The organism is Agromyces sp. NSFZ, assembly GCF_056156205.1.
In genome coordinates this window covers 1,888,859-1,914,176 of sequence record NZ_CM149585.1, presented here as the reverse complement: position 1 = coordinate 1,914,176, position 25,318 = coordinate 1,888,859, and the positions used below count along the sequence as shown (strand labels likewise).

General features: G+C 72.0%; 33 protein-coding genes. 17 read left to right on the top strand and 16 right to left on the bottom strand.

Annotated features, from left to right (window positions below; genetic code table 11):
- Positions 1 to 45: 45 nt before the first annotated feature.
- Positions 46 to 879, top strand: a complete 834-nt coding sequence (locus ACVFI9_RS09135) for a ParA family protein (protein WP_474765927.1) — start codon at positions 46 to 48, stop codon at positions 877 to 879.
- Between the two features lie 151 nt (positions 880 to 1,030).
- On the opposite strand, the gene ACVFI9_RS09130 is transcribed toward ACVFI9_RS09135, so the two are convergent.
- From ACVFI9_RS09130 to ACVFI9_RS09105, 6 genes are all read right to left on the bottom strand, one after another.
- Positions 1,031 to 1,585 carry a MerR family transcriptional regulator gene (locus ACVFI9_RS09130; protein WP_474765925.1) on the bottom strand — a complete coding sequence of 185 codons (555 nt, stop codon included), beginning with the start codon at positions 1,583 to 1,585 and terminating at the stop codon, positions 1,031 to 1,033.
- Between the two features lie 110 nt (positions 1,586 to 1,695).
- The gene (gene ftsR / locus ACVFI9_RS09125) at positions 1,696 to 2,388 is read right to left on the bottom strand and encodes a transcriptional regulator FtsR (RefSeq protein ID WP_474765924.1); all 693 of its coding nucleotides are present in this window, start codon (positions 2,386 to 2,388) and stop codon (positions 1,696 to 1,698) included.
- Complete coding sequence (locus tag ACVFI9_RS09120) at positions 2,388 to 2,816, bottom strand: FHA domain-containing protein (RefSeq protein ID WP_474766214.1); 429 nt, start codon at positions 2,814 to 2,816, stop codon at positions 2,388 to 2,390. The genes ftsR and ACVFI9_RS09120 overlap by 1 nt, the downstream gene beginning before the upstream one ends.
- Before the next feature lie 86 nt (positions 2,817 to 2,902).
- On the bottom strand, positions 2,903 to 3,526 hold the full coding sequence (locus tag ACVFI9_RS09115) for a CDP-alcohol phosphatidyltransferase family protein (protein ID WP_474765922.1): 624 nt from the start codon (positions 3,524 to 3,526) through the stop codon (positions 2,903 to 2,905).
- Positions 3,527 to 3,594: 68 nt separating this feature from the next.
- Positions 3,595 to 4,044, bottom strand: coding sequence for an NUDIX domain-containing protein (locus ACVFI9_RS09110; RefSeq protein WP_474765920.1), 450 nt, complete (start codon positions 4,042 to 4,044; stop codon positions 3,595 to 3,597).
- A 25-nt stretch (positions 4,045 to 4,069) separates the two neighbouring features.
- Entirely contained in the window at positions 4,070 to 4,591 is a 522-nt protein-coding gene (locus ACVFI9_RS09105) for a MarR family winged helix-turn-helix transcriptional regulator (RefSeq protein ID WP_474765918.1), read from the bottom strand.
- 60 nt (positions 4,592 to 4,651) lie between these two features.
- Here ACVFI9_RS09105 and idi point away from each other — a divergent pair, with 60 nt between their 5' ends.
- The 10 genes from idi (at position 4,652) to ACVFI9_RS09055 (ending at position 11,733) form a co-directional block, all read left to right on the top strand.
- The gene (gene idi, locus ACVFI9_RS09100) at positions 4,652 to 5,194 is read left to right on the top strand and encodes an isopentenyl-diphosphate Delta-isomerase (protein ID WP_474765916.1); all 543 of its coding nucleotides are present in this window, start codon (positions 4,652 to 4,654) and stop codon (positions 5,192 to 5,194) included.
- A complete protein-coding gene (locus ACVFI9_RS09095; protein ID WP_474765915.1) occupies positions 5,187 to 6,233 on the top strand; it encodes a polyprenyl synthetase family protein in 1,047 nt (348 codons plus the stop codon). Before idi ends, ACVFI9_RS09095 begins: the two co-directional genes overlap by 8 nt.
- Complete coding sequence (locus ACVFI9_RS09090) at positions 6,230 to 7,135, top strand: phytoene/squalene synthase family protein (protein WP_474765914.1); 906 nt, start codon at positions 6,230 to 6,232, stop codon at positions 7,133 to 7,135. Before ACVFI9_RS09095 ends, ACVFI9_RS09090 begins: the two co-directional genes overlap by 4 nt.
- 5 nt (positions 7,136 to 7,140) lie before the next feature.
- Positions 7,141 to 8,742, top strand: a complete 1,602-nt coding sequence (gene crtI / locus ACVFI9_RS09085; RefSeq protein WP_474765912.1) for a phytoene desaturase family protein — start codon at positions 7,141 to 7,143, stop codon at positions 8,740 to 8,742.
- Complete coding sequence (locus ACVFI9_RS09080) at positions 8,739 to 9,065, top strand: lycopene cyclase domain-containing protein (protein ID WP_474765911.1); 327 nt, start codon at positions 8,739 to 8,741, stop codon at positions 9,063 to 9,065. Before crtI ends, ACVFI9_RS09080 begins: the two co-directional genes overlap by 4 nt.
- Complete coding sequence (locus tag ACVFI9_RS09075; protein ID WP_474765909.1) at positions 9,062 to 9,412, top strand: lycopene cyclase domain-containing protein; 351 nt, start codon at positions 9,062 to 9,064, stop codon at positions 9,410 to 9,412. The genes ACVFI9_RS09080 and ACVFI9_RS09075 overlap by 4 nt, the downstream gene beginning before the upstream one ends.
- Positions 9,402 to 10,307, top strand: a complete 906-nt coding sequence (locus ACVFI9_RS09070) for a prenyltransferase (RefSeq protein WP_474765908.1) — start codon at positions 9,402 to 9,404, stop codon at positions 10,305 to 10,307. The genes ACVFI9_RS09075 and ACVFI9_RS09070 overlap by 11 nt, the downstream gene beginning before the upstream one ends.
- A gap of 9 nt (positions 10,308 to 10,316) precedes the next feature.
- Positions 10,317 to 10,688 carry an RNA-binding S4 domain-containing protein gene (locus tag ACVFI9_RS09065; protein ID WP_474765907.1) on the top strand — a complete coding sequence of 124 codons (372 nt, stop codon included), beginning with the start codon at positions 10,317 to 10,319 and terminating at the stop codon, positions 10,686 to 10,688.
- 63 nt (positions 10,689 to 10,751) lie between these two features.
- Positions 10,752 to 11,045 carry a GNAT family N-acetyltransferase gene (locus ACVFI9_RS09060; protein WP_474765906.1) on the top strand — a complete coding sequence of 98 codons (294 nt, stop codon included), beginning with the start codon at positions 10,752 to 10,754 and terminating at the stop codon, positions 11,043 to 11,045.
- Positions 11,046 to 11,049: 4 nt separating this feature from the next.
- Positions 11,050 to 11,733 (top strand): NAD(P)H-hydrate epimerase, encoded by a 684-nt coding sequence (locus ACVFI9_RS09055; protein ID WP_474765905.1) that lies wholly within the window; start codon positions 11,050 to 11,052, stop codon positions 11,731 to 11,733.
- 50 nt (positions 11,734 to 11,783) lie between these two features.
- On the opposite strand, the gene ACVFI9_RS09050 is transcribed toward ACVFI9_RS09055, so the two are convergent.
- Positions 11,784 to 12,668 (bottom strand): aggregation-promoting factor C-terminal-like domain-containing protein, encoded by an 885-nt coding sequence (locus ACVFI9_RS09050; RefSeq protein WP_474765903.1) that lies wholly within the window; start codon positions 12,666 to 12,668, stop codon positions 11,784 to 11,786.
- 152 nt (positions 12,669 to 12,820) lie between these two features.
- Between ACVFI9_RS09050 and ACVFI9_RS09045 the strand changes: the two genes are divergently transcribed.
- Complete coding sequence (locus ACVFI9_RS09045; RefSeq protein WP_474765901.1) at positions 12,821 to 13,231, top strand: YchJ family protein; 411 nt, start codon at positions 12,821 to 12,823, stop codon at positions 13,229 to 13,231.
- A 31-nt stretch (positions 13,232 to 13,262) separates the two neighbouring features.
- Here the strand turns inward: ACVFI9_RS09045 and ACVFI9_RS09040 are convergent, their stop codons facing one another.
- The gene (locus ACVFI9_RS09040; protein WP_474765899.1) at positions 13,263 to 13,748 is read right to left on the bottom strand and encodes a VOC family protein; all 486 of its coding nucleotides are present in this window, start codon (positions 13,746 to 13,748) and stop codon (positions 13,263 to 13,265) included.
- A gap of 45 nt (positions 13,749 to 13,793) precedes the next feature.
- On the bottom strand, positions 13,794 to 14,285 hold the full coding sequence (locus ACVFI9_RS09035; RefSeq protein ID WP_474765897.1) for a carboxymuconolactone decarboxylase family protein: 492 nt from the start codon (positions 14,283 to 14,285) through the stop codon (positions 13,794 to 13,796).
- A gap of 46 nt (positions 14,286 to 14,331) precedes the next feature.
- Between ACVFI9_RS09035 and pdxR the strand changes: the two genes are divergently transcribed.
- Positions 14,332 to 15,747, top strand: coding sequence for a MocR-like pyridoxine biosynthesis transcription factor PdxR (gene pdxR / locus ACVFI9_RS09030; RefSeq protein ID WP_474765896.1), 1,416 nt, complete (start codon positions 14,332 to 14,334; stop codon positions 15,745 to 15,747).
- A gap of 63 nt (positions 15,748 to 15,810) precedes the next feature.
- Here pdxR and ACVFI9_RS09025 read toward each other — a convergent pair whose 3' ends face one another.
- Positions 15,811 to 16,680, bottom strand: coding sequence for an MBL fold metallo-hydrolase (locus ACVFI9_RS09025; RefSeq protein ID WP_474765894.1), 870 nt, complete (start codon positions 16,678 to 16,680; stop codon positions 15,811 to 15,813).
- Between the two features lie 14 nt (positions 16,681 to 16,694).
- Entirely contained in the window at positions 16,695 to 17,750 is a 1,056-nt protein-coding gene (locus tag ACVFI9_RS09020) for an IS110 family RNA-guided transposase (protein WP_474765892.1), read from the bottom strand.
- Between the two features lie 426 nt (positions 17,751 to 18,176).
- Between ACVFI9_RS09020 and ACVFI9_RS09015 the strand changes: the two genes are divergently transcribed.
- Positions 18,177 to 18,815, top strand: coding sequence for a GTP pyrophosphokinase (locus tag ACVFI9_RS09015; protein WP_474766212.1), 639 nt, complete (start codon positions 18,177 to 18,179; stop codon positions 18,813 to 18,815).
- Between the two features lie 34 nt (positions 18,816 to 18,849).
- Here ACVFI9_RS09015 and ACVFI9_RS09010 read toward each other — a convergent pair whose 3' ends face one another.
- Entirely contained in the window at positions 18,850 to 19,530 is a 681-nt protein-coding gene (locus ACVFI9_RS09010) for an ArsR/SmtB family transcription factor (protein WP_474765890.1), read from the bottom strand.
- Between the two features lie 64 nt (positions 19,531 to 19,594).
- Here ACVFI9_RS09010 and ACVFI9_RS09005 point away from each other — a divergent pair, with 64 nt between their 5' ends.
- Positions 19,595 to 20,380 carry a hypothetical protein gene (locus tag ACVFI9_RS09005; protein WP_474765888.1) on the top strand — a complete coding sequence of 262 codons (786 nt, stop codon included), beginning with the start codon at positions 19,595 to 19,597 and terminating at the stop codon, positions 20,378 to 20,380.
- Positions 20,374 to 21,162, top strand: a complete 789-nt coding sequence (locus tag ACVFI9_RS09000) for an isocitrate lyase/PEP mutase family protein (protein ID WP_474765886.1) — start codon at positions 20,374 to 20,376, stop codon at positions 21,160 to 21,162. Before ACVFI9_RS09005 ends, ACVFI9_RS09000 begins: the two co-directional genes overlap by 7 nt.
- 27 nt (positions 21,163 to 21,189) lie before the next feature.
- Here ACVFI9_RS09000 and ligD read toward each other — a convergent pair whose 3' ends face one another.
- The 3 genes from ligD to ACVFI9_RS08985 form a co-directional block, all read right to left on the bottom strand.
- Entirely contained in the window at positions 21,190 to 22,212 is a 1,023-nt protein-coding gene (ligD, locus tag ACVFI9_RS08995; RefSeq protein WP_474765885.1) for a non-homologous end-joining DNA ligase, read from the bottom strand.
- A 47-nt stretch (positions 22,213 to 22,259) separates the two neighbouring features.
- A complete protein-coding gene (locus tag ACVFI9_RS08990) occupies positions 22,260 to 22,532 on the bottom strand; it encodes a DUF2277 domain-containing protein (RefSeq protein WP_474765883.1) in 273 nt (90 codons plus the stop codon).
- Between the two features lie 137 nt (positions 22,533 to 22,669).
- Entirely contained in the window at positions 22,670 to 23,671 is a 1,002-nt protein-coding gene (locus ACVFI9_RS08985; RefSeq protein ID WP_474765882.1) for an EamA family transporter, read from the bottom strand.
- 72 nt (positions 23,672 to 23,743) lie between these two features.
- Here ACVFI9_RS08985 and ACVFI9_RS08980 point away from each other — a divergent pair, with 72 nt between their 5' ends.
- The gene (locus ACVFI9_RS08980; protein ID WP_474765880.1) at positions 23,744 to 24,658 is read left to right on the top strand and encodes a LysR family transcriptional regulator; all 915 of its coding nucleotides are present in this window, start codon (positions 23,744 to 23,746) and stop codon (positions 24,656 to 24,658) included.
- A 1-nt stretch (position 24,659) separates the two neighbouring features.
- Here the strand turns inward: ACVFI9_RS08980 and ACVFI9_RS08975 are convergent, their stop codons facing one another.
- Positions 24,660 to 25,166, bottom strand: coding sequence for a nitroreductase/quinone reductase family protein (locus tag ACVFI9_RS08975; RefSeq protein ID WP_474765878.1), 507 nt, complete (start codon positions 25,164 to 25,166; stop codon positions 24,660 to 24,662).
- Positions 25,167 to 25,318: the final 152 nt, after the last annotated feature.

Here is a 25,318-nt window from a genome sequence, read left to right as displayed (position 1 = left end):
GAACATTTAGGTATCGCCCGAGTAGTAAAGGTAACGTATCTGTTCGTGCACGTACTCAGCGTCAGCTCCCTCAAGGGCGGTGTCGGCAAGACGACCGTGACGCTCGGGCTGGCGTCTGCGGCCTTCGCCCGCGGCGTCCGAACCCTCGTCGTCGACCTCGATCCGCAGTCCGATGTCTCGACCGGCATGGATATCCAGATGGCCGGTCATCTCAACGTGGCCGACGTCCTCGCGTCGCCCAAGGAGAAGATCGTCCGCTCGGCGATCGCCCCGAGCGGCTGGGCGAGATCGAACCCCCAGTCGACCATCGACGTCATGATCGGCAGCCCGTCAGCCATCAACTTCGACGGCCCGCACCCGTCGATCCGCGACATCTGGAAGCTCGAGGAGGCGCTCGCCAACGTCGAGGCCGACTACGAGCTCGTGCTCATCGACTGCGCGCCCTCGCTGAACGCCCTCACGCGCACCGCGTGGGCGGCGAGCGACCGCGTCGCGGTGGTGACCGAGCCCGGGCTGTTCTCGGTCGCGGCCGCCGACCGCGCGCTCCGCGCCATCGAGGAGATCCGACGGGGACTCTCGCCTCGGCTGCAGCCGCTCGGCATCATCGTGAACCGGGCGCGCGTGCAGTCGCTCGAGCACCAGTTCCGCATCAAGGAGCTGCGCGACATGTTCGGCCCGCTCGTGCTCTCGCCGCAACTGCCCGAGCGCACCTCGCTGCAGCAGGCGCAGGGCGCCGCGAAGCCGCTCCACATGTGGCCCGGTGAGAGCGCCGAGGAGATGTCACGGCACTTCGACCAGCTGCTCGACCGCGTGCTGCGCACCGCCCGCATCGGCGAGTACGCGGCGACTCCGTTCGAGCTCGAGTCGCCCGTCATCTGACGTCACACTGCGCTGCCTGAGCTCGTCGAAGGGAACTCCGCTCCCTGAGCTCGTCGAAGGAGCTCGTCGGAGGGACCGCTTCGACAGGCTCAGCGAACCCGTCGCTTCGACAGGCTCAGCGACCGACAGGCTCGGCGACCGACGGGTCGCGTCAGGAGATCTTGCGCGACCGCGCGCCGCGGCGTGCGGCGAGCTCGTCCATGGGGTGAGCCGGCTCGGTGTCGAGTTCGACCAGGGTCGACTCGACCTCGCGAAGCACCTTGCCGACGGCGATGCCGAACACGCCCTGGCCCCGGTTCACGAGATCGATGACCTCGTCGTCGGACGTGCACAGGTACACGCTGGCCCCGTCGCTCATGAGGGTCGTCTGCGCGAGGTCCTCGATGCCGGCCTCGCGCAACTGCAGGACCGCCGTGCGGATCTGCTGCAGCGAGATCCCCGTGTCGAGCAGGCGCTTGACGAGCTTCAGGACGAGGATGTCGCGGAACCCGTAGAGGCGCTGCGAACCCGACCCGGCCGCCCCGCGGACCGTGGGCTCGACGAGCTGCGTGCGGGCCCAGTAGTCGAGTTGCCGATAGCTGATGCCGGCCGCGCGGGCGGCGACCGCTCCCCGATACCCGGTGCCGTCGTCGTGCTCCGGCATGCCATCCGTGAAGAGCAGGCCGAGGTCGTACCGAGCCCGTTCACTGCGCTCGAGCTCACTCATGCGATCGCCCCTCACTCTCACGCCAGCACCCCGACGGCGCGAGTTCCACGCTACCCACGCGGAGGGGTTGCGCCAAACACATCGGGCCGAACGTCACGGCGTGTCGCGGTTCATCGCGCGAGGCGTGCGAGCGCCGCGCGCAGGAGGCTGGCGCGCACGGTCTCGAGGTGCCCGGCGAGCTCCAGCGCGTGCTCGGCCGCACGGGCCTTGTCGGCCGCGTCCGACCGCCGCGAGGGAGCGATGGCGCGCTCGACGAGTGCCGCCTCGCGTTCCGCCGCGGCACGCACGCCACGGAGGTGACGCGCCTCGATGCCGACGCCTCGGAGCGCTGCCAGCGACCGCAGGACCGCGACGGCGTCCTCGCCGTAGTGCTCTGCAGCGGGCAGGAGCGACGCCGAGATCGCGTCGTCGAGGAGCGCGCGGGTGGCACCGGCGGCCGCCACCAGCTCGTCACGACGGAACCGCCGTGCGCCTGCGAGGAACGTCGCCGGGTCGGTGGCGCCGGGCAGCGCGGGCGTCTCACCCGCGTCGATCGCCTCGAGATGCGCGCGGATGACCTTGAGCGGCAGGTAGTGATCGCGCTGCATCGAGAGCACCACCGTGATGCGGTCGACGTCGGCCTGCGAGAACTTGCGGTAGCCCGCCGCGGTGCGCGCGGGAGCGACGAGCCGCTGCTCCTCGAGGAAGCGCAGCTTCGAGGGGGTGAGCTCTGGGAACTCGGGCTGGAGGAGCGCGAGCACCTGGCCGATTCCGAGGAGTTGGGCCTGGCCGCTCGCGTGGGAGGAGACGGCGGTGCCGGGCACTATCCGGTCGCCAGCGGCGCCAGGTCGCGTCGGGAGGCGTAGAAGGTGAGCCGGTACTTGCCGATCTGCACCTCTGCGCCGTCGCTCAGGAGGGCGGTGTCGATGCGCACGCCGTCGAAGTACGTGCCGTTCAGCGACGAGAGGTCCTTCACCTCGAACGCCGTGCCGTGACGGAGGAACTCGGCGTGACGACGCGAGACCGTGACGTCGTCGAGGAAGATGTCGGCGTCGGGATGACGGCCGACCGTCGTGACGTCGGCGTCGAGGAGGAACCGTGCGCCCGCGTTCGGACCGCGTCGGACGATGAGCAGCGCCGAGCCCGAGGGAAGGGCGTTGATCGCCTCCTGCTCCTCACCGGAGATGTCGGCATCGAGGGCGGCCAACTGCGCGGCGGCCTCGCGACTGAATCCGATGGTCGTGTCGCCCATGCCGTCGCCTCCGGCGCGTGCCGACGTCGACTGGGGCTCGCCCTCGTCTTCGCCGTTGGGCCGGGTGTTGTCCATATCCGCCACGACTAACCTCCTGGCTCCAGCGTATCGGATCGGGGGTCGTCCGCCGCACGAGGGATCCGGATGACACGGGCCGTCTCGATCGCATAGATCACGCCCGCCCACCAGTACAGGAAGGCGCCCCACAGGGTGATCGCCCAGCCGATCGGTTCGCTCACCGGCTGCGTCGCCGGGAAGGCGAGGCCGAGCATGATCACGGGCACGCCGAAGAACAGGGCGAAGGTCGCGGTCTTGCCCAGCAGGTGCACGGGGAGCGGCCCGTAGCCGTGGTTCGCGAGCACGACCGCGAGGACGAGGAGGAAGACGTCCCGGGCGACGATCACCATCACGATCCACCACGGGACCAGGCCATTGGCCGCGAGCCCCACGAGCGCGGCGAAGATGTAGAGCCGGTCGGCCGCGGGATCGAGCAGCTGCCCGAGGCGGGTCACCTGCTTCAGTCGCCTCGCGAGGTACCCGTCGAGGAGATCCGAGAGGCTCGCGACGACGAGCACGACGAGGGCCGCGACGTAGGCGCCGACCACGATGAGCACGAGGAACACCGGCACCAGGGCGAGCCGGAGCATGCTGAGCACGTTCGGGATCGTCCAGACCCGCGTACCGACCGCCCCCGTGCTCTCCCCAGCCACGATGCGATCCTATCCACCCCGGGAATCCCGCCGTGGCTCCCCCGGTCGTGTGTCGATGGCGCGCGGAATCAGATCCTCGACCGGAGTGCCGGCCACGACGCCGCGAACCCGGGATGCAATGGCAGCTCGAGCACGTCGTCGAAGGCCACCCAGCGCAGTTCGATGCTCTCGGGATCGCTCACCACGGGCACGAAGCGCTCGCTCGCGTCGGCGACGACCGTGGTGTAGGACCAGTACCCGAGGTCGAGCACGGACGTGAAGCGCACGGCGAGGAGGCCGGCCGGCACGCCCGCCTCCTCGGCGGCCTCGCGTACGGCGGCCTGCACCGCGTCCTCGTGCTCGTGCCGGGCTCCGCCGGGCATCCCCCACGTTCCGCCGAAGTGGCTCCAGGCGGCGCGGTGCTGCAGGAGGACCTCGGCGGCGGGGCTGATCACGAGCAGTCCCGCGGCGCCGAACCTGCCCCAGTACCGCGCGCCGTCGGGCCCTTCGACCCACGCGTCCCCGCTCGTTCCGCTCATCACTCCAGCATGACGCACGCGCAGGTCACGCCGGACCGCTGCCCGCCCGGTCGCCGGTGTCGACGACGATCTCGGCGAGGCGGTCGAGGAAGTCGACGACCGCGGCCCGCTCGGTCGGCGTGAGCGAGACGGCGAGCTGGAGCATCCGGTCGTGCATCGGACCGAGGGCTCGCCGCAGTCGCTCGTGCGCGCCGGGCAGCGGGGTGAGCAGCACGAGGCGACGGTCGGTCGGATGCCGCGAACGCGCGAGATATCCGGATGCCACGAGCCGACCCACGAGCTTCGTCGCCGCGGCCGTGGTGATGGCGAGCTCGCGGGCGAGCGCCGCGCTCGTGGCGAAGCGGCCGGCGCGCTCCTCGCGGATGATCCAGCGGAGCGCGGCGACGTCGGTGTCGCCCATGTCCATGTCGTCGCGCATGCGCCGCCGCATCAGGGCTTCGGCGTCGCGATGGCGCCGCACGGCCTCGAGGACGTCGAGCGAGGAGGGATCGGAACGGTCGTACCAGTACCCGTCGCTTCTCGAACTTTCGGTTGTTCCCTCGGGCATGCCCCGATGCTATCGTCAAATCACTAACCCGGTTAGCGACTTGAGACATCTGGAGGGGCGATGCCACAGACCATGGAGGCCGTCGAAGACGAGGTCGTGCTCCTCGACGAGTCCGGCACGCCCATCGGGCGCGCCCCGAAGAGCGCCGCGCACGGCCCCGACACCGCGCTGCACCTCGCCTTCTCGTGCCACGTCGTGAACGCGCTCGGCGAGATCCTCGTGACCCGCCGCGCCCTCACCAAGCAGGCCTGGCCGGGCGTCTGGACGAACTCGTTCTGCGGCCATCCGAAGCCCGCCGAGTCGCTGCTCGCGGCCGTGCGACGGCGTGCGGAGTTCGAGCTCGGCCTCGAGCTCCACGACGTCGAGCTCGCGCTGCCGCTGTTCCGCTACCGTGCCGTCGACGCCGACGGCACGGTCGAGAACGAGATCTGCCCCGTCTACGTCGCACGTACCGCCGACGAGCCCGACCCGAACCCGCGGGAGGTCGCCGAGTACCGGTGGGTCGACCCGGCAGAACTCGGCAGCGCGGTGAACGCCGCGCCGTGGGCGTTCAGTCCATGGCTCGTGCTGCAGGCCCGGCAGTTGGAGCTGTTCCGTGACTGACGTGCTCGACACCGCCATCGACGACGCGCTGCGTGCCGTCTTCGCCGACGCCCGCGTGCGCGCCGGCGAGTTCGGCCCGCACTACGCCGCGCTGTGGGACTCGCTCGAGCAGCAGAGCGCCGGCGGCAAGCGCATCAGGCCGCAGCTCGTGAACGCCGCGTACTTCGGACTCGGCGGCGCCGACCGTGAGGCGGCCACGCGGGTCGCGGTCTCGTTCGAGCTGCTGCACACCGCCTTCCTCATCCACGACGACGTCATCGATCGCGACACCATGCGACGTGGCGAGCCGAACGTCGCGGCCCGCTTCGCCGGACGTGCCCGCGACCACGGCGCCGACGACCGCGTCACCGCGACCTGGGGCGAGGCCGCCGCCATCCTCGCGGGCGACCTCGCGCTGAGCCGGGCGCATCGGGAGATCGCGACCCTCGCGATCGACGCCGACCGGCGTGCCGCGCTCCTCGAGATCCTCGACCGGGCGGTGTTCGTCTCCGCCGCGGGTGAGTTGGCCGACGTCGTGCACGCGGGCGGCGCCGAGCCGCCACGGCTCGACCGCGTGCTCGCCACCCTCGAGCAGAAGACCGCGGTCTACTCGTTCGAGTGCCCGCTCGCCGCCGGTGCGGTGCTCGCCGGCGCCGACCACGCGGCGGTCGGTGCCCTCGGGCGGTTCGGACGACTCGTGGGCGTCGCCTTCCAGATCGCCGACGACATCCTCGGCGTCTTCGGCGACCCGGCCGTCACCGGCAAGTCGGTCGCCTCCGATCTGCGCGAAGGCAAGCAGACCGCGCTCACCGCGCACGCCGCGACGACCGACGCGTGGCCCGACATCTCGGCGCGGCTCGGCGATCCCGACCTCGACGACGGTGCCGCCCATCTGATGCGCGTCGCGCTCCGCGAGTGCGGTGCCCTCGAGGCGGCCCGGCGACTCGCCGACGAGCACGCCACCCTCGCCCGGCTCGAGCTCGACACGGCCGACCTCCCTGCTGCGCTCAAGGCCGAGCTCGGCGAGCTCGCCCAGCGCGCGGCGGAGCGTGCCCGATGAGCCCGTCGGTTCGGGTGGGCCCCGACGCCGGCGACGCCGCGCTCGCTCGGTACGACGCCGCCGCCGAGGCGAGCGCTGCCGTGGTGATCGGACGGTATTCCACCTCGTTCGGCGCAGCAGCCAGACTCCTCGACCCGGCGACGCGCCGACGCATCCGCTCGATCTACGCGCTCGTGCGCGTCGCCGACGAGATCGTCGACGGCAGCGCACAGGCCGCCGGCCTCGGAGACGGCGAGCTGCGTTCCGTGCTCGACGGTCTCGAGACGGAGACCGAGACGGCGATGCGACGCGGCTATTCGGCCAATCTCGTCGTGCACGCCTTCGCGAAGACGGCTCGCGAGGCCGGCATCGACGAACGTCTCACGCGTCCGTTCTTCGCGTCGATGCATCGCGACCTCGACGCGTCGCCCCTCCGGGTCGACGAGGTCGGCCCGTACATTCACGGTTCGGCCGAGGTCGTCGGGCTCATGTGCCTCGCGGTGTTCCTCATGGACCAGCCGGCGGATGCCGCGCGGCGAGCCCGGCTCGAGGAGGGCGCCGTGCACCTCGGCGCCGCGTTCCAGAAGATCAACTTCCTGCGGGACCTGGCCGTGGACTGGCACGAGCTCGGCCGCAACTACTTCCCGTGGCTCGACCCCGACGCGTTCACCGAGGCCGACAAGGCGCGCATCCTCGACGACATCGACCGCGACCTCGAGATCGCCGGTCGGAGCATCCGGGAACTCCCACGGCGAGCACGCACCGCCGTGGCCGCCGCGCACGGCCTGTTCGCCAAGCTCGCCGCACGCTGCCGTGCGACGCCGGCCGAGCGGCTCATCGCGACGCGCATCCGCGTGCCCGACGGGGAGAAACTCGTGATCGCGGTCCGATCCGCGATCACGGCCGGCGGGGGGACCCGATGACGGCGATGTCGGGGGAACGCATCGTCGTCATCGGCGGGGGGATCGCCGGGCTGGCGTCGGCAGCGCTCCTTGCGCGGGATGGCCACCGGGTCACCCTGCTCGAGGCGCTGCCGACGCTCGGCGGACGCGCCGGCACGTGGGAACGGCGCGGGTTCCGGTTCGACACCGGGCCCTCGTGGTACCTCATGCCCGAGGTGTTCGACCACTTCTTCCGCCTCTTCGGCAGCAGCGCCGACGCGGAATTGGACCTCGTCACGCTCGAACCCGGCTACCGCGTGTACGCCGACGGGTACGACGAGCCGATCGACCTGCGCGCGTCGCGTGCCGAGAACGTTGCGCTCTTCGAGTCGATCGAGCCCGGTGCGGGCGCGGCGCTCGAACGCTACCTCGACTCCGCGGCATCCACCTACGACGTCGCTCGACGCCGGTTCCTGTACACGAACTTCGACGACCCGTGGTCGTTCGCGGCGCCCGAGGTGCTCGGCAGCGCCGGCCGGCTCGCGCGACTGCTGACCACGCCCCTCGACCGGTTCGCCGCACGCTCGGTGCGCGATCGCCGGCTCCGCCAGGTGCTCGGCTATCCGGCCGTCTTCCTCGGCTCCTCGCCGTCGGCCACACCGGCGATGTACCACCTCATGAGCCACATGGACCTCGAGCAGGGCGTGCTCTACCCGCAGGGCGGGTTCGGCGTGCTCATCTCGCGCATCGCCGAGATCGCCGAGGCGGCGGGCGTCGACCTCATCGTGAACGCCCGCGTCGAGGCGATCGAGCTGACCGACGAGCCCTCGCCCTCGGTGACCGGCGTGCGCTACCGCGATGCCGCGGGCACCGAGCACCGTGTGACCGCGCACCGCGTCGTGTCGGCGGCCGACCTGCATCACACCGAGACGGAGCTGCTGCCACCGCGGGCGCGCACGTATCCCGAGCGTTGGTGGGACCGGCGGACGTCGGGTCCCGGCGCTGTGCTCGCGATGCTCGGCGTGCGCGGCGAGATCCCCGGACTCGCGCACCACACGCTGTTCTTCACCGAGGACTGGACGCAGAACTTCGAGCGCATCTTCGGCGCCGATCCTCGCATCCCCGATCCGGCGTCGTTCTACGTCTGCAAGCCGAGCGCGACCGATCCGACCGTCGCACCTGCAGGCGACACGAACCTGTTCATCCTCGTGCCCGTGCCGGCCGACACCGCCATCGGCCGGGGCGGCGAGGACGGCGAGGGCGACCGACTCGTCGAGGCCGCCGCCGACCGCGCCGTCGCGCGCATCGCCGAGGCGACCGGCACGCCGGGCCTCGCCGAGCGCATCGTGGTGCGACGCACGGTGGGACCGGCCGACTTCGCCGACGACCTGAACTCCTGGCGGGGCGGGGCGCTCGGGCCGGCGCACACGCTGCGGCAGAGCGCGTTCCTGCGCGGGTCGAACCGCTCCCGACGCGTGCGTGGCCTGCTCTACGCGGGTGGGTCGAGCGTGCCGGGCATCGGCCTGCCGATGTGCCTCATCAGCGCCGAGAACGTGCTCAAGCGAGTCCGCGGCGACCGGTCGAGCAGTCCGTTGCCCGAGCCCGTCGGCCTGGCACGGCCGGTGCCGCTCGACCGGAACGCGGGATGATCGGGTTCGCCTACCTCGCCGCGCTCCTCGTCTCGCTCGGTGCCGTGGCGCTCATCGACTTCCGGTGGCGGCTCGCGTTCTGGCGTTCGCCTGCGGCCGCAGCCGTCGCCGTGGGAGCCGGCGCCGCCCTCCTGCTCCTCTGGGACGTGGTGGGCATCGGGTTCGGGGTGTTCTTCCGCGGCGACTCCCCGTGGGCGACGGGGGTCGTCATCGCGCCCGAACTGCCGATCGAGGAACCCGTCTTCCTCGTGTTCCTCTGCTATCTCGCGCTCGTGTCCGTGCTCGGCACCGAACGGCTCCTCCGCGCGAGGGAGGGCACGTGACGTACGCACTGATCTCCGTGCCGTTCCTCGCGATCGGCGTCGTCCTCGCCGTCGTCGCAACCCGCACGCTGCCACCGCGGAGCCGCCGCGGGCGCTGGCGGGCGACGGCGATCGCCGCCATCGCGCTGCTCCTGCTCACCGCGGTGTTCGACAACGTGATGATCGCCGCGGGACTCTTCGGCTATGCCGACGGCACCCGGCTCGGCCCGGCCGTCGGGCTCGCGCCCATCGAGGACTTCGCCTACCCGATCGTCGCCGTGCTGCTCGTGCCGGCGGTGTGGACGATCGCGCGGCACCGTGCGTCCCGGGGTGGCGAGGCGGAACGGGGAGGCGATGATGAAGACTGAGACCGTGAGCCAGTGGTCCATGCACACCGTCGCGCAGGTACTGCTCTCCTCGCGGCCGATCAGCTGGATCAACACGGCGTTCCCGTTCGCGGCGGCCTACGTGCTCACGACGGGCGTCGTCGACGCGCTGTTCGTCGTGGGCACGCTGTTCTTCCTCATTCCGTACAACCTCCTCATGTACGGCGTGAACGACGTGTTCGACTACGAGTCCGACCTGCGCAACCCCCGCAAGGGCGGGTCCGAGGGCGCCCTCCTCGAACCCGGGCTGCATCGCACGGTCGTGTGGTCGGGCATCGTCACGGCGGCCCCACTCATCGTGGCCATGCTCTGGCTCGGCGGCACGGGGCATCCGTGGTCGTGGCTCGTGCTCGCGATCAGCCTCTTCGCCGTGTTCGCCTACTCGGTGCCCGGGCTCCGGTTCAAGGAGCGGCCCGTGCTCGACTCGCTGACGTCGAGCACGCACTTCGTGAGCCCTGCGGTGTACGGGCTCGCCGTGGCCGGCGCGGAATGGACGCCGCAGCTCCTCGCGCTGCTGGCGGCCTTCTTCTGCTGGGGCATGGCGAGCCACGCGTTCGGCGCGGTGCAGGACGTGGTGCCCGACCGCGAGGCCGGCATCGCCTCGATCGCCACGGCGCTGGGCGCTCGTGCCACCGTGCGCATCGCCCTCGGGCTCTGGACGGCGGCCGGGTTGCTGATGCTCGCCACCGAGTGGCCGGGTCCGCTCGCGGCGGTGCTCGTGGTGCCCTACCTGCTTGCGGCGTGGCCGTACCGGTCGGTCTCCGATGCCGAGTCGGGCAGCGCCAACCGCGGCTGGCGCCGGTTCATCGCGATGAACTACGGGGTCGGATTCCTGGTCACCATGCTGCTCATCTGGTGGGCGCTCGCGCGGTCGTAGGCTGGCTGCATGCCCTCCGACTCCCCCGTGCGCGTCGACGCGTGGCTGTGGGCCGTGCGCCAGTTCAAGACGCGCTCGGCCGCGACGGCAGCGTGCCGGGCGGGTCACGTGCGCGTGAACGGCGAGCGCGCGAAGGCGGCGCAGCCCGTGCGGCCGGGAGACGAGGTGAGGGTGCGCGTCGACGGCTTCGACCGGATGCTGGTGGTGCGCCAGACCCTCGTGAAGCGCGTGTCCGCGACCCTCGCCGCCGCCGCGCTCGAGGATCGCACGCCTGCGCCGCCGCCTCGCGAGTCGGTGCCGGTCGTGCCCGTACGCGACCGCGGGGCGGGCCGGCCGACGAAGCGCGAGCGTCGCGATCTGGAGCGCCTGCGCGGCCGTTAGTCCCTACGCGCTGCGGCGCGCAACCCTGCCGAGCAGGTCCGGCGCGCGGCGTAGCCTGAGAGGGTGCAGAAGGAACTGACCCACGAACCCGATGCCCGCCGCTACGTGCTGCGCGTGAACGGAGACATCGCGAGCGTCCTCGACTATCGGGAGCTGGGCGACTCCGTCGCGTTCACGCGCGCGTTCACCAACCCGCCCTACCGCGGCAGCGGACTCGCGGGCGAACTGGTCGAGTTCGCCGTCGACGACGTCCAGGCGACCGGCGGGCGGCACATCGTTCCGAGCTGCTGGTACGTCGGCGACTGGTTCGGCCGCCATCCCGACCGCGCCGGCCTCCTCGACCCGAGAACGGTCTGAGCCCATGGTCGCGGGGTACTCGGCGGCCCAGGTCCGTGCGGCCGAAGCGCCGCACCTCGCGGCGGGCGAACCGCTCATGCGGCGAGCGGCCGCGGAACTGGCCGCGGCGCTGCGAGCCGTCCTGGCCGACGCCCGCTCGCCGAAGGGTCCGGTGGTCGTGCTCGTGGGCTCGGGCGACAACGGCGGCGACGCACTGTTCGCGGGCGCCGAGCTCGCCCGTGAGGGCGTCGAGGTGATCGTGATCGCGACCTCCGAGCGGATGCACGCCGACGGGCGCCACGCCGCGTTCGACGCCGGCGTTCGGTTCGTCGCATGGGGCGATGCGGATGCCGCGCGCGCGGCGTTCGAGTCGGCCGCCGTGCTCGTCGACGGCATCCTCGGCACCGGCACGAGCAGTTCGCCAGCGCTTCGCGGGACGGCACGCGACCTCGTCGCGGCGGCGATCCCGATCGTCGAGCGACGCGGCACACCTGTCGTCGCGGTCGACCTGCCGAGCGGCATCCATCCCGACGACGGCACGGTGCCCGACCCCACGGTGCTTCGCGCCACACTTACGGTGACGTTCGGTGCGGTGAAGGCCGGGCTGCTCCGGCGCCCGGCCGCCGACTACGCCGGCCGCGTCGAGCTCGTCGACCTGGGCCTCGGCGACGAGCTCGCCGCCATGACCCCGCTCATCGTCACCGATTGACGCGAATGCGGGCCGGGGTCGTCGACCCCGGCCCGCATCACGTCAGCGGATCAATACCAGTTGACCGCCTGCGAGTGCGACCACGCGCTGCACGGCGTGCCGTACGCGCTCTTGATGTAGCCGAGGCCCCAGGTGATCTGGGTGCGGGCGTTCGTCTGCCAGTCGGCTCCGGCGGTGGCCATCTTGCTCCCGGGCAGCGACTGCGGGATGCCGGTGGCGCCGCTGGATGCGTTGTAGGCGGTGTACGACCAGCCGGATTCCTTCTGCCAGAGGTTGTTCAGGCACTGGAACTGGTCGGCGCCCCAGCCGTACTGCGACGCGGCGAGGTCGCGCGCGAACGCGCGTGCGCCGTCGGGCGTGTTGACCGCCGCCTGCTCCGCCGCGGCGGCGGCTGCGGCTGCAGCGGCGGCCTCGGCCTGCGCCTGATCCCAGGCCGCGGCGGCGGCGGCGGTCTTCTCCGCCTCCGTCTTCGTGGCCCTGGTGAGATCGGCCACCTCGTCGACGGGGATGCTGCGGTACTCGCTGAGCGACGCGACGGATGCCGCGAGGCCCGACGCGTCGACCTTGCCCTGCGCGGCCGCGAGGGTTGCGTTCGCGACCGTGATCGTGTCCTCGGCGTTGTCGAGGATACGGGCCGCGGCGATGGTCTCGTAGGCGCCGACCTGCTCGCCGTGCAGCGCGCCGGTGTAGTTCAGCGCCTGGGTGGCGGCGATGCGCGCTTGCGTCTCGGCTGCGCCCTGCAGGCTGAAGCCGGTGCCGACGGCGAGGCCGGCCGCGGCGATGGCGCCGGCGACGACGAGGCGACGGCGGCCGACCCGACGGCGGCGGATCTCGCGGCGGGAGCCGGTGGATGCGTCGGGCGCGGAGCGGGGGTTCGGGTTCGGGTTCGGGTTGTCGGTTGCGGGGGCGTGGGAGATACGTGTCTGGTTTCGCATAGAGGAGTCGCGCTCGGGCGGGGTCGGGGGTTTGCGCGCCTCCCGAGCCGAAGCGCACCCGAGCAACCCTGCACCCGAAACCTGCAAGGTTCCTCAGTTTCCTCTGTGCAGACCATGACCGTGCCGAGCCTCGGACACCGATACTGGGAGGTATGCCGCAGCCCTCATCCGACTCCCTCGCGCGCTCCCCCGGCGACCGGTGCCCCTGCCTCAGCGGCGAGACGTTCGGTGCGTGCTGCGGTCGGTTCCTCGGCGGCGCGGCGGATGCCCCGACCGCCGAGCAGCTCATGAGGTCGCGCTTCTCGGCCTTCGCGGTCGGCGACGCCGAGTACCTGCTCGCCACGTGGCATCCGTCGACCAGACCCGCCGAGCTCGACCTGGACCCGGCGCTGCGCTGGTACCGGCTCGACATCCTCCGCCGCGAACGCGGCGGCCCGCTCGATCGCGAGGGCGTCGTCGAGTTCACGGCGCACTACCGCCACGACGGCGAGCGGGGTCAGTTGCACGAGGTGAGCCGGTTCGTGCGCGACGCGGGTCGCTGGCGCTACGTCGCCGCTGTCTGAATCGGTCGGTCTCCCCGACCGCGAGCCGGGTTCACCCAGTGGATTCGGCCGTACCGCGCTCGTCGTCGGTGTTGAATCCGTCGAGCACGGCACGCTCGCCGCCCTCGAGCAGCTCCTGGAAGAGCGTGATCTGCACGCCGGCGGGTGCGTCGAGGCGCGAGTTGAGCGACTGCCACGGCGTGACCACGGGTTCGGCGACGACGCGGCCTCCCGCCGCCTGCAGCCGACGGGTGATGCCTTCGGTGTCGGTCACCTCGAACGCGAGGCGGATGTGCGGGCTCTCGGCACCGCCGGCCTCGACACGGTCGATGGCGCGTTTGTGCGCCGGGTTGGCGATCTCGAGGGTCGCTCGGCCGGCGTCGAGGATCACGACGCGCTCCTCGTGTCCTTCGGCGAACGCGAGGTACTCGGGGAGCCCGAGCGTGTCGCGGAAGAACGCGACCGCCTCGTCGTAGTCGGTCGCCTCGACGACGACGCGGAGTTGCAGGACCTGGCGTGGTGTTGCGGCATCCGTCATGGCGGCATCCTCGCAGCCGCGCCGGCCCGTCGCGCGGGATTGACGTCAGGCGGCGTCGCGGTGCACGCTCCAGCAGCGTGCCGTGACCCCGATGGTGTTCCACACGTTGATGGCGACGACGAGGGTGAGGAGCGCCGCGAGCCGCTCCTCCCCGAGCTCGGCCCGGGCGCGATCGACGACCGCCTCGGGCACGTGGGTCTCGGAGAGGCGCGTCACCTGCTCGGTGAACTCGAGGGCGGCGCGCTCCACGGTCGTGAACAGCGCGGAATCCTCCCAGATGGCGACAGCGTGCAGCTTCTGGTCGGTGAGCCCGGCCGCTCGCCCGTCCTTGGAGTGCATGTCCACGCAGTAGGCGCATCCATTGAGCTGCGACGCCCGGAGACGTACGAGCTCGCGAAGTGGCGGTTGGACGCCGGCCCGGTCGAGTTCGGCGGTCGCCGCCTGGTCGAGCGACGCGACCGCACGGGAGAACCGGGGCACGAGCTGGTCGAAGTCGAGACGGACGGGGATGTCGACGAGGGAGTCGGTGATGGTCATGGCTCCACCGTAGGAGCCGATCGGCCCACTGCTACAGTCCATTCCCATGAGCGGATCATGGGCCATTCCGGGGCTCGACCTCCATGTCGAACTCGACCGCGGACGCAAGGCCGCCTCGCTCGAGCAGGCACTGCGCGCGGCAGTGCGCGACGGCCGGCTCACCCCGGGCGTCCGGTTGCCCTCGACCCGCACGCTCGCGACCGACCTCGGGATGGCGCGCAACAGCGTCGCCGACGTCTACGCGCAGCTGACCGCGGAAGGCTGGTTCGAGGCCCGCGTGGGCGCGGGCACGTGGGTCAGCGCACACGGCGGCGCGGCGGTGCCGGCGCACCAGCCCCCCCGACACCCGAGTTCGAACGGACTCGATCTCCGTGGCGGCATCCCCGACGCATCCGGCTTCCCACGTCGGGCGTGGGCGGCCGCGGCACGGCGCGCGGCGCTGGATGCCACCACGGCGGAACTCGGCTACGTCTCGAGCGCGGGCACCATGGCACTGCGCACGAGCCTCGCCGAATACCTCGGGCGCACCCGCGGCGTCGTCGCCACGGCCGACCAGGTGCTCGTCGGGCACGGGTTCGGCGAACTGCTCGGCCTCGCCTGCCGGGCACTCGCCGCGGGCGGCGCACGCCGCATCGCCGTGGAGGAGGTCGGGCACGAGGTGCATCGCGACATCATCCGGGCCGCGGGCCTCACGCCGGTGCCGCTCCCGGTGGACGGCGACGGCGCCGACCCCGCGCACCTCGGCGACGACCTCGGCGGGGTCCTCCTCACCGCGGCCCACCAGTTCCCGACCGGCGTTCCCCTCGCCTCGACGAGACGGGTCGCGGTCGTGCGCTGGGCGGAGCGCACCGGTGCGCTCGTCATCGAGGACGACTACGACGGCGAGTTCCGCTACGACCGGCGCGCCATCGGCGCCCTGCAGTCGCTGTCGCCCGAGCACGTGCTCTATGCCGGCACCGCGTCGAAGAGCCTCGCTCCCGCGGTCGGGCTCGCGTGGGCGGTCGTGCCCGATCGGCTGCAGCCCGCGATCATCGCCGAACGGCGCCGCAGCGGCGCCGCCGTCGACGTGCTCAACCAGCTCGCGCTGCGCGCGTTCATCGAGTCGCACGAGCTCGACCGCAACGTGCGCCGGCTCCGCGCCGAGTACCGGGCGCGGCGGCTGTCGCTCGAGGAACGTGTCGCGGACGACCTTCCCGGCTGTCGCATCGTGGGCCTCAGTGCGGGCCTGCACTGCCTCCTCGAACTGCCACCCGGCACGAGCGAGGAACAGGTGACCGAGGAGGCCGCACGACTCGGGCTGCGACTGGCCGGGCTCCGATCGTTCCGGCTGCAGGGCACCGAGTGGCGGCATCCGCCCGCCATGGTCGTCGGCTACGGCGCTCCCCCGGCGCATCGCTTCGACGAGGCCCTCGGCCTCGCGATCCGCGCGGTGCGGACGGTCGTCGGCGGCGCCGACGGCTGAGCGCGACGCGGCATCGCGGATGCGCCCTCGACGAGCTCCTCGACGAGCGCGCCATTCGCCTCGTCACGCATCGTCGATGCTCCCCTCGTCGAGGACCAGGCCGTCGAGCGCCGCGTACGCGCGCTCGACCGCGCCGACCAGCCCCTCGACGGGCACCGGCCAGTCGTCGTGGGCGGCGAGCGCCTCGTCGGCACCCAGTCCGGCGTCGTGCGCGGCGACGAAGCGGTCGGCGATCGTGCGCAGGTCGGCGGCCTGCCGCGCCACGAACTCGCGATCGACGACGCGCCCGTGCCCGGGGATCACGAGGTCTCCGGGCCGCAGTTCCGCGACGAGTGCGTCGAGCACTCCCGGCCAGTCGAGCGGGAAGCATCCCGAGCCGTACATGGGCGGCCCCGACTCCTCGACGAGGTCGCCGACGACCCAGACCCGCTGCGCCGGCGCCACGACGACGAGATCGGTGTCGCTGTGTGCACGCGGCTGCGGCCGCAGCTCGACCGAGATGCCGCCGAGGTCGAGCCACGTCGCCCGCGCGACCGGATGCGTCGGCGGCACGAGCCGCAGGTCCTCCCATCGACGATCGGGCTCTCGCGACGGGTCGACGCGCCAGGCCGCGAGCCGCGGACCCTCGTAGCGCTCGAAATGTCGGGCGATGGCGGCATGGCCGTAGACCGGGGCATCCGCCGTCGATCCGGGGCCGAACACCTGGTTGCCGAACGTGTGGTCGAAGTGGGCGTGCGTGTTCACGACCCAGCGCACGTCGCCGTCGAACCGCCACCCGATGTCGGCGTCGAGTTCGACGGCCTCCGCGGGCTCGGCACCCGTGTCGATGAGGAGCAGCCCGTCGTCGCCCTCGACGACCACCGCCGAGAGGTCGAACGACCCGCCCCGCCACTGGTGGATCCGGGGCGCCACCGTGGTCCAGGTGCCGGCCATGCTTATCTCCTATGTCAAGCGGCGTGCGGGATGCAAGTCGCTGAGGGCTGTTCTTGTCGGGTCAGGATGTTGAACACCACGCGTGCGAGGCGGCGTTTGAGGGCTCGGTAGGCCTCGGTTGAGGAGTCGCCGTTGGCACGTCGGTGGTCGTAGTACGCCTTCCCGAGGCCGCCGAGGCGGACCTGGGTGACCGCGATGCGGTGCAGTGCAGCATTCAACTGCCGGTTCCCGCCGCGGTTGAGTCGGACCCGGCCGACGGTGTTGCCGGACCAGACCGGGATGGGTGCGACGCCGGCGTTCATCGCGAAGCATGCCTCGGATCGGAACCGGTCGGCGCCGGCCGTTTCGGCGAGGATCTTCGCCGCGGTCAACGCGCCGCATCCGGGCAGGGCGAGGAGTTCAGCCGGGGCTTGTTCGACCGCGAGCGACTCGATCCGGCGAGTGAGCTCACGGATCAACTGGCAGAGCCGATCGATGTGCTCGAGAACCATCCGGGCGAGCTCGGCATCGATCCCGTCCTGATCGTCGAGCCACCGTCGGAGCCCAGCCCGAATGGCAACGGCATTGAACGCGGACTTCGCCGGGTCCTGGGCAGGATCGATCGCGTGCAGGTGCCAGCGGATCCGGTTCACCTCCCGGGTCCGCTCGCCGACGAGCTGGTCCCGCCGTTCGACCAGCAGCTTCAACTCCCGAGTCGGTTCATCCAGCCGTGCGACCGGCAGATCCGGGTTCGCCAGTGCGGCCCTGACGACGGCCAGCGCGTCGATCGGGTCGGACTTACCCGGGGTGCGTACCTGACGACGCGCGCCGGCCATCAGCTTCGGTGGAACCCGCACCACCGCATCACCCGCACCGAACAAGGCACGCTCGAGACGACCAGTCAAGTGCCGGCAATCCTCGACCGCCCACCGATCCGGGGTCCGGCCGAACCGCCGCCGCACCCAGCCCAGCAACTGCAGATGGCCGGTGTCCGTGGCCGGCACCACGACTTCACCGAGTTTCGCCCCGGCCTGATCCACCGCGACCGCGGTGTGGGACTTCTTGTGCACATCTATGCCGACGACCAACATGGGAGTTGGCTCCTTTCATGCCCGAGAGGAACAGGTCGGGCCGGTCGGCGGACACCTATCAGTCGAGGCGAGAGCCACGCTCCTATCAAGTCACGCCGGCCGGTCCTTCACACCGGTCGTCGGCAATAAGCATGCTCGCCAACCCCAAAGGGGGCGGCAGCGAGCCCAGGAGCCAGACAACCGATGATCAGGACCCAACCACCGCAACAGCGGCACGTCCACCCTCACACTGCTCCGAGCCTAGTGATCGCCCGCAGCGGAATCCCCGCCGGTCATGGCGAATCCAGAGGTTGCCCACGTAACGTGGCGCCCGTGACCCCGCTCGACGGCAACCCGGCGACCAGGCGCGGCGACGCGCCCCACAACATGCTCACCGCGCGCGCCCAGCGCACGCTGGAGTCGATCGACGGGCGCACGCTCGACGAGATGCGCGCCCTCCGCGACGAGACCGAGCGCTTCATGCTGCGCTACAAGTTCGGCATGGACGAGGTCATCACCAAGCTGTCGATCCTCCGCGAGGAGTTCAGCCTGAACCATGACTACAACCCCATCGAGCACATCTCCAGCCGGCTCAAGAGCCTCGACAGCGTGATCGCGAAGATGCAGCGCAAGGGTGTCGAGCCGACCTTCGACTCGATCCGCGAGACCATCACCGACATCGCGGGCGTGCGGGTGACCGTGAGCTTCGTCACCGACGCCTACCGCCTGGCCGAGCTGCTCACGGCCCAGCCCGACATCCGGGTGCTGAAGACCAAGGACTACATCGCCGAACCCAAGGAGAACGGCTACCAGAGCCTGCACCTCATCGTCGAGGTGCCCGTCTTCCTCTCGACCGGCGCGCACCCGGTCGCGGTCGAGGTGCAGATCCGCACGATCGCGATGGACTTCTGGGCGAGCCTCGAGCACAAGATCTACTACAAGTACGATCGGCGGGTGCCGGCCGGGCTCCTGGAGGAGCTGACGGATGCCGCACACACGGCGGCCGAGCTCGATGCGCGCATGGAGCGGTTGCACCGGCAGCTGCACGGCGCCCCCGCGCACGGACGCGGACCCGTCACGATCTGACGAGCTCGCGTGGGCGCCGCAGGGCGGGCGGCGCTCAGCCGAGTGCCGCGAACGCCTCGCGTCCGACCTCGGTGACGCGCAGCGAGCGGTCTCCCGGAACCCGGGACACCCAGCCCTCGTCGACCAGCGTGCCGAGGAGGTGGGCGCCGAGGCGGCCGGCGATGTGCGCGCGACGTTCGGTCCAGTCGAGGCATCCGCGCACCACCGGACGCCTGCCGCCGGTCGCGTCGACCTCGCGCAGCCGGAGACGCTCGCCGAGCTCGCCGTCGACCCGGCCGAGTCGTCCCGGCTCGCCGGGCCGCAGCGGCTCGATCGCCCCCTCGGCCACCAATGCGTCGGCGAGCCGGAGTGCGACACGGCCCGCGAGGTGGTCGTAGCACGACCGCGCCTCGGCGAGTCGCTCGGCGGTGGCCGACTGCCGGTACGAGGTGACGGGCTGTCGCGGCGCGATCCGCTGCAGCGCCTCCACGGCGTCGGCGACCTCGGCCCGCGCGATCGTGAAGTAGCGATGCCGGCCGATGCGCCGATCGCTGACGAGGCCGCCCTCGACCAGCTGGGCGAGGTGTGCGCTCGCGGTCGGCGCCTTCACCCCGGCGATGGCCGCCAGCTCGCTCGCCGGCAGGGATCGGCCGTCGAGCAGGGCGACGAGCATGGCGGCTCGGGCCGGCTCGCCCATCAGTCGGGCCGGGCTGGCGAGGTCGGCGTCACCGTGCATGCCACCACGATACGGCGAGCACCATTCGGCGTGCAGCGAAGCGTCCCTCCCGTACCGTCGAAGCATGACCGATGTGATCGACCGCCACGACGTCGAGCGGATCCTCGCCGATGCCGCGTTCCGGGTCCCCGAAGCGGATGTCGCCGCCGACCGCCCCGCCGACCGGTTCCGGGCCCGCGCCTCGCGCTTCGTGAACGGCGAGGCCCACGCCGTGCGCCGGCGGCGTCTCGAGGAACTCCTCGCCGCCCTCGATGCCGACGCGCTGGCACGTGCGGCTGCCACGCGCACGAGCAGGCTCGTCTCCGCCGGAGCGGACGTCGACGCCGTCTCCACGCAGGTGCCCGTCGCCTGCCTGGCGAAGGGGCTCGGCTTCGCAGACCCCGACTCCGCACCCCCCGAGGTGGGCCTGCTCGCTCGGCACTACCCCACCGGCGCGCCGTCGGACGCGGCCGACGCCGCCCTTGTGCGGCTGCTCACTGCCGCGCCGCCGCCCGGCCGGGGCGAGCACCGCGACGACGGCGTGCTGCGCGTGCAACTGCTCGTGCAGGCGTATGCCGCGACCGCCGCCCTCATCACTGCTGCGCTGCGGCACCCGGATGCCACGGATGCCGGCGTTCCGACCGCCCGGCTGCTCGAGCGCGTGCTGCTCGAGGTGCCGCCCGTGCGCACCACGCGACGCGTCGGCCCCGATGGCGAGGAACTCGTGCTGCACCTCGGCGGGCCCGATCCCTCGGCGTCGGGCGACGGACCGCGCATGCTCGCGTTCGGGGCGGGTGCGCGGGCGTGCCCGGCGCCGGAGGCGGCGCTCGCCATCGTGACCGCCGTCGTGGACGGAATCCGCACATGCTGACGCCGGCCGAGTTCCGCGGCCTGCACCGGCCCGGCGATCCGCTGGTGCTGCCGAACGCATGGGACCTCGCCTCGGCGAGGTGGCTGCGCGCAGCGGGCCACGCGGTGGTCGGCACGACGAGCCTCGGGGTGGCCTACGACTCGGGCAAGCCCGACGGCACGGGCGCCACGGCCCCCGAGACCCTCGAACTCGCGACCCGGCTGACCGGGGCGGGCATCACGGTGACGGTCGACCTCGAGGCCGGCTTCTCCGACGACCCCGACGACGTCGGCCGGTACGCCGCACGGCTCGCACGCCTCGGCGTCGTCGGCGTCAACATCGAGGACTCCGACCCGGGTGGCCGGCTCGTGGACGCCGGGGCGGCAGCGGCAAAGATCCGCGCGATCGCGACGGCCGCGCCCGACCTCTACCTCAACGCGCGCACCGACCCGTTCTGGATCGGCGGGAACGCAGAGGTTTCCCGCCGCACGCACGACGCGGTCGACCGCGCGCACCGGTACATCGCCGCCGGCGCGACGGGCGTATTCGTGCCTGGCGCGATGTCCCTCGATGTCGTCGCACGGCTCGCTCGGGACATCCAGGCGCCGCTCAACGTGCTCGTGCAGCCCGGCACGTCCGTGCGCGACCTCGCCGCGGCCGGCGTCGCGCGGGTCAGCACGGGATCGCTGCTGTTCCGCGTCGCGCTCGGCGCGATGGCGTCGGCGTTCGCCGACATCCGGCATGGCACGTTCGCACCGGATGCCGCGACGCCGAGCTATTCCGAGGTCGCAGCCTCGACGTGATGGCGGCGACGCCGCCACGCCATCGGCTCAGTCGGGCGTGCGTGCCCGGCTGGGCTGGACGCGCATCGGCTCGCCGGGCATCTTCGGGAAGTCGGGTGGGAACGGCAGTTCGCCGAGACCGGCGTCGAGGTCGCGCTGCCACCATTCGAGCAGTGTGTCGAGGCGGCCCGGGCTCTCATGCATGTGCTCCCACGGATCGCCCGACTCGCGCAGCCGCTCGGGGACGGTCCGGATCGTGAACCGCGCGGGGTCGGCATCGTCGAGCTCCTCCCAGGCGAGCGGACACGACACGGGCGCGTGCGGGAGCGGCCGGGGACTGTAGGCCCCTGCCATGGTGCGGTCGCGGTTGGCCTGGTTGTAGTCGATGAAGATGCGATCGCCGCGCTCCTCCTTCCACCACGCCGTGGTGAGCTCGTCGGGCATGCGCCGCTCGAGCTCCCGCGCGAGCGCGATCACCGCGTGCCGGACGTCGAGGAACTCGTGATCGGGCTCGATGGGCGCGAACACGTGGATGCCGCGGTTGCCCGACGTCTTCACGAAACCGGTGAGCCCGACCTCGCCGAGCAGCTCGCGTAGGGCATGCGCGGCCGGCACCGCGTGCCGGAACCCCGTGCCGGGCTGCGGGTCGAGGTCGATGCGGAGCTGGTCGGGGTTGTCGGTGTCGCCCGCTCGTGATGCCCACGGATGGAACACGACGGTGTTCATCTGCGCGGCCCAGACCGCGCCGGCCGGCTCGTCGAGCACGAGCTGCGGATGCCGCCGGCCGCTCGGGTACGTGACGGTGACCGATCGCACCCACTCGGGCGCGCCCTTCGGCGGGTTCTTCGAGAAGAACTGCTCGCCGTCGACGCCTTCGGGGAACCGCTGCAGCGAGACCGGCCGGTCGCCGTTGGCGCGGATGAACGCATCGCCGACTGCCACGAGGTATTCGGCGAGCTCGAGCTTCGTGATGCCCACCTCGGGCCAGAGCACCCGTGTCGGCGAGGAGATGCGCACGTCGCGGACGCCGTGCGGACCCGGGATGGAGAGCGTGGTTGCGTCACCGGCCATGGTGCGACGCTATCGGTTGCCGCTGACGACCGCAGCGGCCCGCGCCGTCACACCGTGGCGTATCGCTTCGCGGCCCGCGCGCGTGCCTTGGCGGCCTCGATCTCGCGGTCCTTCGGCGGTGCGCTGGTGACGAGCGCCTCGAGCAGGTGCTGCGTGGCGTGCGCGACCTCGGCGACGGCGTGGTCGAAGGCGGCCTGGTTCGCCTTCGACGGCTTCGTGGAGCCGCTCACCTTGCGCACGTACTGGAGGGCCGCCGCGTACACCTCGTCGCTCGTGGCGGCCGGCTCGAAGTTGTGGAGGGGGTGGATGTTCCGGCACATGCCCTGAGCCTAACCCCGCCGACCCGAGCCTTCTTCAGAATTCAGGAACGCACGCGGCGAACATCTTCAGCATTCAGGAACGCGCACGGCGCGCGTCGACAGCATCGACGAACGCGCGTGCCGAACGTCATCAGAATTCAGGAACGTACGGCGGATGTCGCGGCTGGGGCGGATGAATCGCCCGGCTGATCATCGCCGCGCGCCGCCGGCTCCTGAATTCTGAACGTGGCACGTTCCTGAATTGCGAACGTGGCCTGGGCGGCGACTCCTGGATTCCGGCGGCGGAGCTGGCCGACCGCGACACCCCCGACGAGGAGGCCGGCGCCCGCGAGTTCGAGCGCGTTCGGCACCTCCCCGAGCACGAGGGCGGCCGCAGCCAGGCCGACGACCGGCACGAGCAGGGCGAACGGCGAGACCATGGCCGCCGGATACCTGCCGAGCAGCATGTTCCAGATCGTGTAGCCGACGAGCGACGCGAGCCCGGCGGTGTACGCCACGCTGACGATGGTCTCCCAGCCGATGGTCGCGAAGGCGTCGGCGACGACGGTCGGGCCGTCGATGACGAGGCTCAGCGCGAGCATCGGCACCGGCACGACCATCGCCGACCACACCACGATGCCGAATCCGTTCGCGCCGCGCGCCGATCGGGCGATGACGTTGCCGACGGCCCAGCTGAGGCCCGCCGCGACGCACACGAGCATCGGCACGATGGCGCCGAGGCCCGAATCCGCCTCGACACGCCCGAGCCCGACCACCGCGAGACCCGCGACGCCGAGCAGCGCGCCGAGCACCTGCATCTTCGTCGGACGCTCGCGCAGCACCAGGGCGGCGATGAGGAGCGTGAACACCATCTGGCACTGCAGCACCACGGCCGCGAGGCCGGCCGGCAGGCCGAGGTGCATGGCCGTGAAGAGGAGTCCGAACTGGCCGGCGCTCATGAACAGCCCGATGCCGAGGATGACCCGCCACGGGGCATCCGGCTTCGGAACGAAGAACACGAGCGGCAGCGCCACGAGCAGGAACCGCAGTGCGACGAGCACGAGCGGCGGCGTGTCGCGGAGGCCCACCTCGATGGCGACGAAGTTCGTGCCCCAGATGAGGGCGACGAGAAGGCCGAGCAGCAGATGTCTTGGGGTCACGCGTTCAGCCTCGCAGGCGCCAGGATTCAGCACCAGTTCCGAGTCGTTCGCATGAACACGTACGATTGCTTCATGATCGACCTGCAGGGGCTGCGAGCGCTCGTCGCCGTCGATCGCGCCGGTTCGGTGGTGGCCGCCGCCGAGCAGCTCGGCTACACTCCGTCGGCCATCTCGCAGCAGGTGAAGAAGCTCGAGCGCGACCTCGACGCGGCCCTGCTCGAGCGGCGCGGCCGGGGCGTGCTCCTCACCCAGCGCGGCCGGGCGCTCGCGAACGAGGGGCGGGAACTGCTCGACCGCCTCGAGCGTCTCGAGGCCCTCGGCGCGGGCACTTCGAGGGCGAGCGCGCCGCTTCGGATCGCGTCCTTCTCCACCGCCACTCGCGGCCTCCTCGGCCCCGTGCTCCGCCGACTGCGGGAGGCCGACCCGCCGGTGTCCGCGACCGTGACGGGCATGGACCCCATCGACGCCATGGACATGGTCGCGACCGGCATCGCCGACCTCGCGATCGTGCACAACTGGAACTCGGTGCCGCTCGTCACTCCCGCTCATGTCGTCACCGAGCACGTCTGCCGCGACGAGGCCGACGTGGTGCTCTCGACGGGGCATCCCCTGGCCGGGCGCACCGAGATCGAGCGCGCCGACCTCGTCGACGAGCTCTGGGCGAGCACGCCGAGGGGACAGATCTGCCACGAGGCGCTGATGCGGATCTTCGCCGATCTCGGCACCGTGCCGCGCATCGTCGCCGAAGACCCCGACTTCGGCTCCCTCGTGGAGCTCGCGCGCCAGGGCGTCACGATCGCCCTCGTGCCGCGGCTCGGTCGCTCCGAGCTGCCCGAGGGCGTCGTCGCCCGCCCGCTGGCCGACCACAGCCAGGTGCGCGACATCAGTGTCGCCTACCGGCGGTCGATGGCCGAGAGCGCCGGCATCCGCGCGGCCGTGCGGCTGCTCATCGAAGCGGGCGAGAAGGTCGACGGCACGGCGGCCTGAGTCACCCCCTCGCGGGACGTCGATCGGCGAGCGGCTGCAGCCGGAACACGCGAACCTCGCGCCCCGAGTCGCGCTCGTAGGCACGGTACCCCGGCCACTGCGCCTCGATGCGCGACCACGCCTCCTCGCGCTCCTCGCCGCGGATGCGCGTCGCCCGCACCGGCATCCATCGGCCGCGCACCGTGATCGCCGCGTCGGGGTGCGCGATGAGGTTGTAGGTCCAACCGGGGTGCCGCTCCTGTGCGAACGAGGTGCCCGCGACGATGGCGCGGCCCCGGCCGTCGGGCGTGTACATGAGGTAGGTGTCGCGCACCTGCCCGGTGCGCGCGCCCGTCGAATGCAGCACGAGGGACGGCACGAGCAGTCCGCTGAGCTGCACCCGCCCGCCGGTCGCCCAGGCGAGCAGTCGCTCCGCGGGCGGCAGGAGCGCCGGTCCGAGCGCCCGGAAGGGGCGGGTCCGCGTCAGCGGGGCGATGGCGGCGCGGACGACCTGCAGCACGGAGGGCATCCGCCCATTCTGGCGGGCCGGAGCCGCGAGGGATAGTGCCGAGGCGGGCGCCTACCGGGCCGAGTCGCCGTGATGCCGCTACTCGCACCCGGCCGGCACGTCAATCCCCTGCGCGGCCCGGCCACGGCGCCGTACCGTGGCCGCAGGCCGCC

Excerpts from the sequence above, each read along its gene's own strand:
- ACVFI9_RS09015 (WP_474766212.1), top strand. The coding sequence starts at position 18,177 with ATGCGCGCCCTCCGCGACGAGACCGAGCGCTTCATGCTGCGCTACAAG.
- crtI (WP_474765912.1), top strand. The coding sequence starts at position 7,141 with ATGTCGGGGGAACGCATCGTCGTCATCGGCGGGGGGATCGCCGGGCTG.
- ACVFI9_RS09090 (WP_474765914.1), top strand. The coding sequence starts at position 6,230 with ATGAGCCCGTCGGTTCGGGTGGGCCCCGACGCCGGCGACGCCGCGCTC.
- ACVFI9_RS09035 (WP_474765897.1), bottom strand. The coding sequence starts at position 14,285 with ATGACCATCACCGACTCCCTCGTCGACATCCCCGTCCGTCTCGACTTC.
- ACVFI9_RS09020 (WP_474765892.1), bottom strand. The coding sequence starts at position 17,750 with ATGTTGGTCGTCGGCATAGATGTGCACAAGAAGTCCCACACCGCGGTC.
- ACVFI9_RS09065 (WP_474765907.1), top strand. The coding sequence starts at position 10,317 with ATGCCCTCCGACTCCCCCGTGCGCGTCGACGCGTGGCTGTGGGCCGTG.
- ACVFI9_RS09005 (WP_474765888.1), top strand. The coding sequence starts at position 19,595 with ATGACCGATGTGATCGACCGCCACGACGTCGAGCGGATCCTCGCCGAT.
- ACVFI9_RS09130 (WP_474765925.1), bottom strand. The coding sequence starts at position 1,585 with ATGAGTGAGCTCGAGCGCAGTGAACGGGCTCGGTACGACCTCGGCCTG.
- ACVFI9_RS09055 (WP_474765905.1), top strand. The coding sequence starts at position 11,050 with ATGGTCGCGGGGTACTCGGCGGCCCAGGTCCGTGCGGCCGAAGCGCCG.
- ACVFI9_RS09045 (WP_474765901.1), top strand. The coding sequence starts at position 12,821 with ATGCCGCAGCCCTCATCCGACTCCCTCGCGCGCTCCCCCGGCGACCGG.
- ACVFI9_RS09105 (WP_474765918.1), bottom strand. The coding sequence starts at position 4,591 with ATGCCCGAGGGAACAACCGAAAGTTCGAGAAGCGACGGGTACTGGTAC.
- ACVFI9_RS08990 (WP_474765883.1), bottom strand. The coding sequence starts at position 22,532 with ATGTGCCGGAACATCCACCCCCTCCACAACTTCGAGCCGGCCGCCACG.
- ACVFI9_RS08975 (WP_474765878.1), bottom strand. The coding sequence starts at position 25,166 with ATGCCCTCCGTGCTGCAGGTCGTCCGCGCCGCCATCGCCCCGCTGACG.
- ACVFI9_RS09110 (WP_474765920.1), bottom strand. The coding sequence starts at position 4,044 with ATGAGCGGAACGAGCGGGGACGCGTGGGTCGAAGGGCCCGACGGCGCG.
- ACVFI9_RS09050 (WP_474765903.1), bottom strand. The coding sequence starts at position 12,668 with ATGCGAAACCAGACACGTATCTCCCACGCCCCCGCAACCGACAACCCG.
- ACVFI9_RS09120 (WP_474766214.1), bottom strand. The coding sequence starts at position 2,816 with ATGGGCGACACGACCATCGGATTCAGTCGCGAGGCCGCCGCGCAGTTG.
- ligD (WP_474765885.1), bottom strand. The coding sequence starts at position 22,212 with ATGGCCGGTGACGCAACCACGCTCTCCATCCCGGGTCCGCACGGCGTC.
- ACVFI9_RS09010 (WP_474765890.1), bottom strand. The coding sequence starts at position 19,530 with ATGCACGGTGACGCCGACCTCGCCAGCCCGGCCCGACTGATGGGCGAG.
- ACVFI9_RS09040 (WP_474765899.1), bottom strand. The coding sequence starts at position 13,748 with ATGACGGATGCCGCAACACCACGCCAGGTCCTGCAACTCCGCGTCGTC.
- ACVFI9_RS09070 (WP_474765908.1), top strand. The coding sequence starts at position 9,402 with ATGAAGACTGAGACCGTGAGCCAGTGGTCCATGCACACCGTCGCGCAG.
- ACVFI9_RS09000 (WP_474765886.1), top strand. The coding sequence starts at position 20,374 with ATGCTGACGCCGGCCGAGTTCCGCGGCCTGCACCGGCCCGGCGATCCG.
- pdxR (WP_474765896.1), top strand. The coding sequence starts at position 14,332 with ATGAGCGGATCATGGGCCATTCCGGGGCTCGACCTCCATGTCGAACTC.
- ACVFI9_RS09025 (WP_474765894.1), bottom strand. The coding sequence starts at position 16,680 with ATGGCCGGCACCTGGACCACGGTGGCGCCCCGGATCCACCAGTGGCGG.
- ACVFI9_RS08980 (WP_474765880.1), top strand. The coding sequence starts at position 23,744 with ATGATCGACCTGCAGGGGCTGCGAGCGCTCGTCGCCGTCGATCGCGCC.
- idi (WP_474765916.1), top strand. The coding sequence starts at position 4,652 with ATGCCACAGACCATGGAGGCCGTCGAAGACGAGGTCGTGCTCCTCGAC.
- ACVFI9_RS09080 (WP_474765911.1), top strand. The coding sequence starts at position 8,739 with ATGATCGGGTTCGCCTACCTCGCCGCGCTCCTCGTCTCGCTCGGTGCC.